The sequence below is a fragment of the Clostridioides sp. ZZV15-6598 genome (assembly GCF_020657705.1).
Lineage (GTDB): Bacteria > Bacillota > Clostridia > Peptostreptococcales > Peptostreptococcaceae > Clostridioides > Clostridioides difficile_F.
Map to the genome: position 1 here is coordinate 1 of NZ_JAGWCS010000171.1, position 7,041 is coordinate 7,041.

The following is a 7,041-nucleotide window of genomic DNA, read 5'->3' on the forward strand; positions in this document are numbered from 1 at the left end:
CAAATAAATAAAATATTTAGTTTAATTCTCTTTACAAATAAAGATTTTAGTAATAAAATAATTGTTGAAAAAGATTTTAAATTCAGACTATTCATTTTTAAAGTAATTAATCTGTAAATCTTTATTAATATATGTAAATAGTTGGTTATATATGTATTTAATTAGCTAAATATACATAAAAAAGTTTATTTTAATTATTTGGATTATTTGAAGAAAAATTTTTATTAGGAATTATAAAAAAATCTGAATCAATTAGGAAAAGAGAGGGTGTGTATAATGTGATTGAAAACGGGTTCGTATTTTGTAGTTTTTTAGTTGTATTTGTAGGTGGGATTTTTTACATGGTTGATAAATTAAAATGGAAAATATTTGATGTTATTAATCCAATGCTTTTAATTTATTTAGGGTCTGCTATACTTGCATCCTTTGGTTTATTTGCACAAAATGAAGATGTTGGTATATATCAGAATATAATAACAGTAAATTTCTTACCATTAATGTTAGTATTCTTGTTAATTCAATGTGATTTAAGAAAAATATTAAAAATGGGACCTAAAATGTTATTATCATTTTTTTGCGCTACATTGACATTTATGCTTGGATTCGTTATAGCTTTTATAATTTTTAAAGGTTCAATGGGTGCAGATTCGTGGAAAGTTCTTGGTGCAGCATCTGGGTCATGGATAGGTGGTTCATCGAATATGATTGCAGCAGCGAATGCTTTAGGAGTTGCAGAAGAAGGGCTTAGTTATGCAATACTTATGGGTTCTATAGGATATACAGTATGGATGTCCATTTGTCTAATGTCTGTAAAATTTGGACCTAGATTCAACAAATGGACAAAATGTGATACAAGTTTTATAGATGAGGTTACAGCAAAGCTTGAGAAAGAAAATAAAGATAATACAGCGCCTACATTTGTGGAACTTATGACTTTATTGTCTGTTGGATTTGGAGTTGCAGCATTTGCACAGATTGTATCTAAGATACTTCCAACTTCAGGTATACTTAATGAGACTATGTGGGTAGTACTTGTTGCATCTACAGTATCAATACTATTAGGTATGACTAAGATATCAAAACTTAAAGGAAGTACATTAGTAGGAAATGTATTTATGTACTTGCTTCTTGCAGCAACAGGAAGTAAAGCAAATTTCTTCGGACTATCAGAGGCTCCTATTTACATAATGTTTGGATTAGTAGTAGTTCTTGTACATGCCGTTTCATTTATAGGACTTGCAAAACTATTTAAATTAGACTTGTTTACTTGTGAGGTAGGAAGTATAGCTAATATAGGTGGGGTAACTACAGCACCAATGATTGCTGGGGTTCATAATCCAGTATTAATCCCAGTAGGTGTACTTATGGGGCTTTTAGGAAATGTTATAGGAACTTATTGTGCTCTTATAGTAACTCAAATATTACATATGTTAGCTTAATGAAGCTATAGTATAAAGCTAAATAATTTATATCAGAAAAGTTATTTCAATTTAAGTGTAAGCTTTTATCGAAATAACTTTTTTTATTTGACAAGATAAGTCATTTCAAAAAGTTATTTTGACATATTTAGTGAATAATGTTGTAAAATTTACCAATAGCGATATATATTTAATTTTTATATTGAATCGAACGTTTGTATGATGTATAATAAATATACAGAACGAATGTTTGCAGAACGGATGTTTTTTGAAATTATTTTAATAATTTATGAATATATATCACAATGCATAAATATATTTAAATATAAAGATTAAAAGAATTTAAAGTAGTGTTGATAACTTATGATAATTCCATCAAGAAAAATACAGGATATAACATTAACAAATTTAAAAAATGGTGAAGTGACTTTAATTGAATTAGATGAAATATATAAAAAGATGGGATTTTTATTTGTTGTAAGTGAAGGCAAATTGAAAAAAATAAAAAAGGAGAATCATCATTAAAAATGCATGAAATTATAAATACTATAAAATTTTGTAAAACCTAACTTATGTAGAATATAAATACTTAAGTTAGGTTTTTTTGTGATAAAATCTGTGATTACTTGAGTTTTAGAAAGCAGCACAGTGTTTTATAGACTAAAAAATAAATGAGTTTAAATCTCAAGGGCATAATATTGCATAAGAGGTGATATTAATGAAAATAGTAACCTACAATATTCATAAAGGTATGGATTCAAATAATAAATTGACATTACCTAAAATGGGAACATATTTAAAACAATTAAATTGTGATGTGGTTTGTTTGCAGGAAGTACTATACCCTCAATTTTTGGCTTTAAAGGCTATTTTAAATATGGATGGTGTATTTGCTACAAATGTAAAAAAGGTAAATATGATATATGGAATTTGTACATTTACAAAATTAAAAATACTAAACAATAATCATTTTTTTTTAACTAGTAAAAAAGAACAACGAGGAGCACTTTGTATAACTGTAGATGATTATGGAAGAATTATAAATATTATAAACACCCACTTAGGTTTAGATAGAGAAGAGAGAGCAAAGCAATTGGATGAAATAATAGACTACAGAAATAGATTAGTAGGAGCTGTTGTTTTATGTGGTGATTTCAATGAAAAAAATATCTCTTTAAATATGTTTAATGATATGGCTGTTTGTCTAAATAAATCTCACTTAGCGACCTTTGAAAAATCAAATTCTAGGATAGATTATATTTTTGTTGATAAAAAAACTGAACTAAGAGGATATATAGTAGAAAAAATTTATTTATCAGACCATTATCCAGTAATAGGATATATTTAACTTTTAATGTAATTTAAGCAATATTCGTAAATGAGGGGTAAATTTTTTATTAAGGTATAATTAAAAAAATATAATTAAAAAGTGTCAAAAAGAAATCTAATTATAAGACATAAATTTACAATAAAGTTACATTTGCTTAAATGCCTTGTTTAAAAAAAGCTATTCAAATATAATCTAAAGTAGTTTTGAAAGGGAAACTTTAATAAGCAAAATTAAGATAAATTAAGTTAGTGTTAAAATGAGGTGAATTTATGAGCAGAAGTACAACAAGGGTTTCAAAATTAGGAAAAGAAAAAAAACGAACTTTCATGATAGTATTAGCAGTTTTAGCTGTAGTAATAGGGGTGTCTACTTATTTTTTTAACAACAAATTTCTATATAATGGGAAAATAGCTAAAAATGTATATATAGAAGATATAAATGTATCTGATATGACCAAAGAAGAAGCATTAAAAGCCATAACAGATAAGTATACTCCAGAAGACCTGAATCTTACTTATGATGGAAAAGATTATAAAATATCTCCGAATGATATTGATTTAAAATATAACACAGAAGAAGTTGTAAAAAATGCTTATGAGAGTACAAAAAAAGGTTCTTACCTTCAAAACTTAAAGAAATATATTGATATAAGAATAAATAAGTTAGGTCTAAAAATAGAATCTGGATATGATGAGGCAAAACTTAGTGCTCAAGTATCTTCAATAGCAGATAGTATCAATGTCAAAATGAAAAATGCTTCAGTTAGTGTTGGAAGTGGTGGATTAAACTACACAGAGTCTGTTATAGGTAGAGAGTTTGACTTGGCATCAAATAAAGAATCTATATACAATATGATAAAAAATAAAGAGCATAAGTCTTTAGAACTCAAAGTAAATCTTCAAAAACCAGACATAACAACAGAACAAGTAAAATCTGTGAATTCTGTTATAGGTCAATATTCAACAACATATTCTCAATCTGTATCAGGTAGAGCATATAATGTGGCATTGTCAGCAAGAAAAACTAGTGATGTTTTACTAATGCCAGGTGAAGAGTTTTCATATAATAAGCTTACAGGGCCTAGTAATAAAGCTAATGGTTATAAAGATGCACCAGTTATAGTTTATGGAAAATTAGAGCAATCAGCAGGTGGGGGTGTCTGCCAAACATCTTCAACAGTTTATAATGCAGCTCTTCTTGCAGGAATGGAAATAACACAAGTTACAAATCATTCATCCGCATCTACTTATGTACCAAGAGGTAGAGATGCTACAGTAAGTGATGGAGGATTAAATTTAAAATTTAAAAATCCATATAATCATCCTGTATATATTAAAAATTATGGCGGTGGAGGAAGTGTATCATCCGTAGTATATGGTAATTCTGGTGACAAACCAAATATATCTATAGAAGTAAAAAACACTGGAAAAGATAAATATTCTACATATAGAGTGTATAAAGACTCAAATGGAAAAGTCATAAAAAAGGAACATATATCAAATAGTTCTTATAAAGAATTGAAAAAATAGATGATTTTTAGCTTAAGATTGAATTGATACAAAAAACAAGAGAGTTGATAACTCTCTTGTTTTTTTTGTATAACAGTAGACTTATTAATTGTAGTTTTGATATTAGAATTATTAATATATAGAAAATATTCCTATATATTGGTATAATTATAAATAGATTTAGTTATATAAAATGTATGAGGAGGTGACAGGGTTGAATTTTATAGGCAATAGGTATGAGGTAGTAAATTCTGATGACGTTTTAGAAATTAACAAAATCTATAAGGCTAGGGATGTTTTTTACAGAAAGAATGTGTTAATAAAAGTTATAAAACACAATGACTATATTTGTGAAGATTTTGTATCAAATTTAATTGATGAAAGTACTGCTTTAGATGAAATAAACTCTCCTTATATACTAAAAATAATTGATGTTGGAATTCATTGTACAGAAGAAACAACATTATATTATATTGTAAGTGAAGACTTTGATGGTATTGGCCTAGATGAATTAATTCTAGGTAATTATCTTCATCTAGAAGCAATTATAAATATAATGATACAAGTTTTAAAGGCTTTAGAAATGATACATAGAAATTATTCATATCATGGCAGTTTAAAATCAAGTAGTATAATGGTGAATACAGAATATAATATTAAAATTTGTGATTTTGGAATCACAAGAGCAAATAATGGGGTTAATACAAGAAGTTATGGAAATAGAAAGTATTTATGTCCACATCAACTATGTATAAACTATACTGATAGAGAGAGTGATTTTTTCGCAACAGGTCTTATTCTATTTGAGTCTATATTTAAGAAATTACCTTTTGGAGAAGCAAATTCAGAAGAAAAAATGTTACAATTGATTGATAAAGGATTAGATTGGAATAATATAAGAGCAATTAATGGAAATATAGAACTTATAAATGTTATAAAAAGACTGCTTAGTAGAAATAATAAATATACTAGAGCTAATGATATTATTGTTGACCTTAGCAAGGTAATGTATGAAAAAGCATATATAGAGGTTGAAGATAAAGTAGAAGAAGAAAAACATGATAAGATTGTCCAAGTTAAAAAAGAAAATAAAGGGAAAGTCAAAAAAAGATTACATAAGAAACTTATTGTTGCTGGTTTAGCTATAGTTATGATTTCAATGATTGTTATAAGTAGTATAATATAAAGATTTGATTTTAATAGTATATTTTAAATTTAGTATTATTAAGGGTTGACATTTAATAATATATTTTAATAAATGAATTAAGGAGATTTATAAGGTATAAATGCCATAAAATTGGCTTTTTATACCTTTTTTATTTTGAAAGTTTTCTACTTCAATTCCATGTATTGTTTATAAATATTTTTTGATTTGAATTTTATATATTTTTTTAGGTTATCATATTGATATATTAATTAATTTATTAATTAGTAAAACTAAATTTAGAAAATTATATGATTTTTAAATAGGAGGTAATTTTATGTCATGGTTTTATCCAAATAGATTTGATGAAAAAGTAATGCTTTTAACAGGTTCTTCAAGAGGAATTGGAAAATCAGTTGCATATAGAGCTGCAAAAGAGGGCGCTAAATTAGTACTTGTAGATAAGATTAAAGACGAAGGAGAAATAGTTCTTAAAGAAATACTAGACTCTGGAGGAGATGCAATTTTCCTAGACTTGGATTTGAGTAAAGAAGAAAGTTCAAAGATAATGGTTGAAAAAGCTATCGAAAAGTATGGAAAGTTAGATATAGCTATAAATAATGCAGGAGTTATGGGAAAACCAAGACCAGTACATGAACTACCAAAAGAAAATATGGATTTTACGATGATGAATAATTTTTATAGTGTATTTTTTTCTTGTAAATATGAAATAAATCAATTTATAAATCAAGGTAATGGAGGTGTTATTTTAAATAATGCTTCTATTGCAGGCTTGACAGGATTACCTGGAAATCCTGCATATGTTGCTTCAAAACATGCAGTGACAGGATTGACTAAAAATTTAGCTCTAGATTATGCTAAGTATGGTATTCGTATAAATACAGTCAACCCTTCAGGCACAACAACTCCTATGGTTGAAGAAGCTCTTGAGTATGTGAAAAAAAGTATGAAGGAAGCTATGGAAGCAGGAATAAGTCCAGAGAAGATTCAAACTATGGCGGGTCAAAAGCAGAAAAATATGATGGAGAGAGAATTTACACCAGAAGAACAAGCAGCAGTAATTTTATTTATGGTATCTGAAGAATCTAGTTGTATGACAGGAGCTTTAGTACAAACTGATGGAGGATGGACATCTTTTTGATAGTAAAATTAAATGTAGATTAGATTTTAAATGGCTAGTATGTTAGGTTAATGAAAGATTATCTTAATAGCACTAGCCATTTTTTTGTAAATTTTGAACAATATTTTAAATGACAGAGTTAAACTCTGTATTATATAATGATTACAAATTTAGACTCTGTAAGAAAGGATGATTCATATGGCAAGGGTAGTAAAAAAGCCAACTGAAAGAAAACAGGAATTAATTGATATTGCAATTAAATTATTTTTGCAAAAAGGTTATGATGAAACTTCAATAAAAGATATTTATTCAGAAGCAAATGGTTCATTTGGAATGTTTTATCATTATTTTAAGTCAAAAGAAGAGATTTTTAAGGTTGTTATGAATAGATACACTGATTTATTTATTGAAGAAATATAGTCTATATTATTAAATAAAAATATTTCATATGTAGAACGTTATAAATTAACTTTAAAACACTATTTAAACATGTTAAACTT

Annotated in this window: 7 protein-coding genes; all 7 read left to right on the forward strand. The window is 26.8% G+C overall.

The features are described 5' to 3' along the window. Positions 1 to 278 precede the first annotated feature (278 nt). The 7 genes from KGF50_RS19420 to KGF50_RS19450 all read left to right on the forward strand — a co-directional run bounded on the left by KGF50_RS19420 (position 279) and on the right by KGF50_RS19450 (position 6,961). A complete protein-coding gene (locus KGF50_RS19420; protein ID WP_227849583.1) occupies positions 279 to 1,439 on the forward strand; it encodes a DUF819 family protein in 1,161 nt (386 codons plus the stop codon). A gap of 342 nt (positions 1,440 to 1,781) precedes the next feature. After that, positions 1,782 to 1,943, forward strand: coding sequence for a hypothetical protein (locus KGF50_RS19425; protein ID WP_227434804.1), 162 nt, complete (start codon positions 1,782 to 1,784; stop codon positions 1,941 to 1,943). Between the two features lie 193 nt (positions 1,944 to 2,136). Next, the gene (locus KGF50_RS19430; RefSeq protein ID WP_227849584.1) at positions 2,137 to 2,766 is read left to right on the forward strand and encodes an endonuclease/exonuclease/phosphatase family protein; all 630 of its coding nucleotides are present in this window, start codon (positions 2,137 to 2,139) and stop codon (positions 2,764 to 2,766) included. A gap of 251 nt (positions 2,767 to 3,017) precedes the next feature. Next, positions 3,018 to 4,277 carry a VanW family protein gene (locus tag KGF50_RS19435; RefSeq protein WP_227849585.1) on the forward strand — a complete coding sequence of 420 codons (1,260 nt, stop codon included), beginning with the start codon at positions 3,018 to 3,020 and terminating at the stop codon, positions 4,275 to 4,277. Positions 4,278 to 4,461: 184 nt separating this feature from the next. After that, complete coding sequence (locus KGF50_RS19440) at positions 4,462 to 5,442, forward strand: protein kinase domain-containing protein (protein ID WP_227849588.1); 981 nt, start codon at positions 4,462 to 4,464, stop codon at positions 5,440 to 5,442. 295 nt (positions 5,443 to 5,737) lie between these two features. After that, positions 5,738 to 6,562: an SDR family oxidoreductase gene (locus KGF50_RS19445; protein ID WP_227849586.1), complete on the forward strand. Its 825-nt coding sequence runs from the start codon at positions 5,738 to 5,740 to the stop codon at positions 6,560 to 6,562. Between the two features lie 177 nt (positions 6,563 to 6,739). Further along, positions 6,740 to 6,961, forward strand: coding sequence for a TetR/AcrR family transcriptional regulator (locus KGF50_RS19450; protein WP_227849587.1), 222 nt, complete (start codon positions 6,740 to 6,742; stop codon positions 6,959 to 6,961). The last annotated feature ends 80 nt before the right edge of the window (positions 6,962 to 7,041 follow it).

Bases quoted from the DNA above. Each gene is read 5' to 3' on its own strand.
- KGF50_RS19425 (WP_227434804.1), top strand. From the start codon at position 1,782: ATGATAATTCCATCAAGAAAAATACAGGATATAACATTAACAAATTTA.
- KGF50_RS19430 (WP_227849584.1), top strand. From the start codon at position 2,137: ATGAAAATAGTAACCTACAATATTCATAAAGGTATGGATTCAAATAAT.
- KGF50_RS19435 (WP_227849585.1), top strand. From the start codon at position 3,018: ATGAGCAGAAGTACAACAAGGGTTTCAAAATTAGGAAAAGAAAAAAAA.
- KGF50_RS19445 (WP_227849586.1), top strand. From the start codon at position 5,738: ATGTCATGGTTTTATCCAAATAGATTTGATGAAAAAGTAATGCTTTTA.
- KGF50_RS19450 (WP_227849587.1), top strand. From the start codon at position 6,740: ATGGCAAGGGTAGTAAAAAAGCCAACTGAAAGAAAACAGGAATTAATT.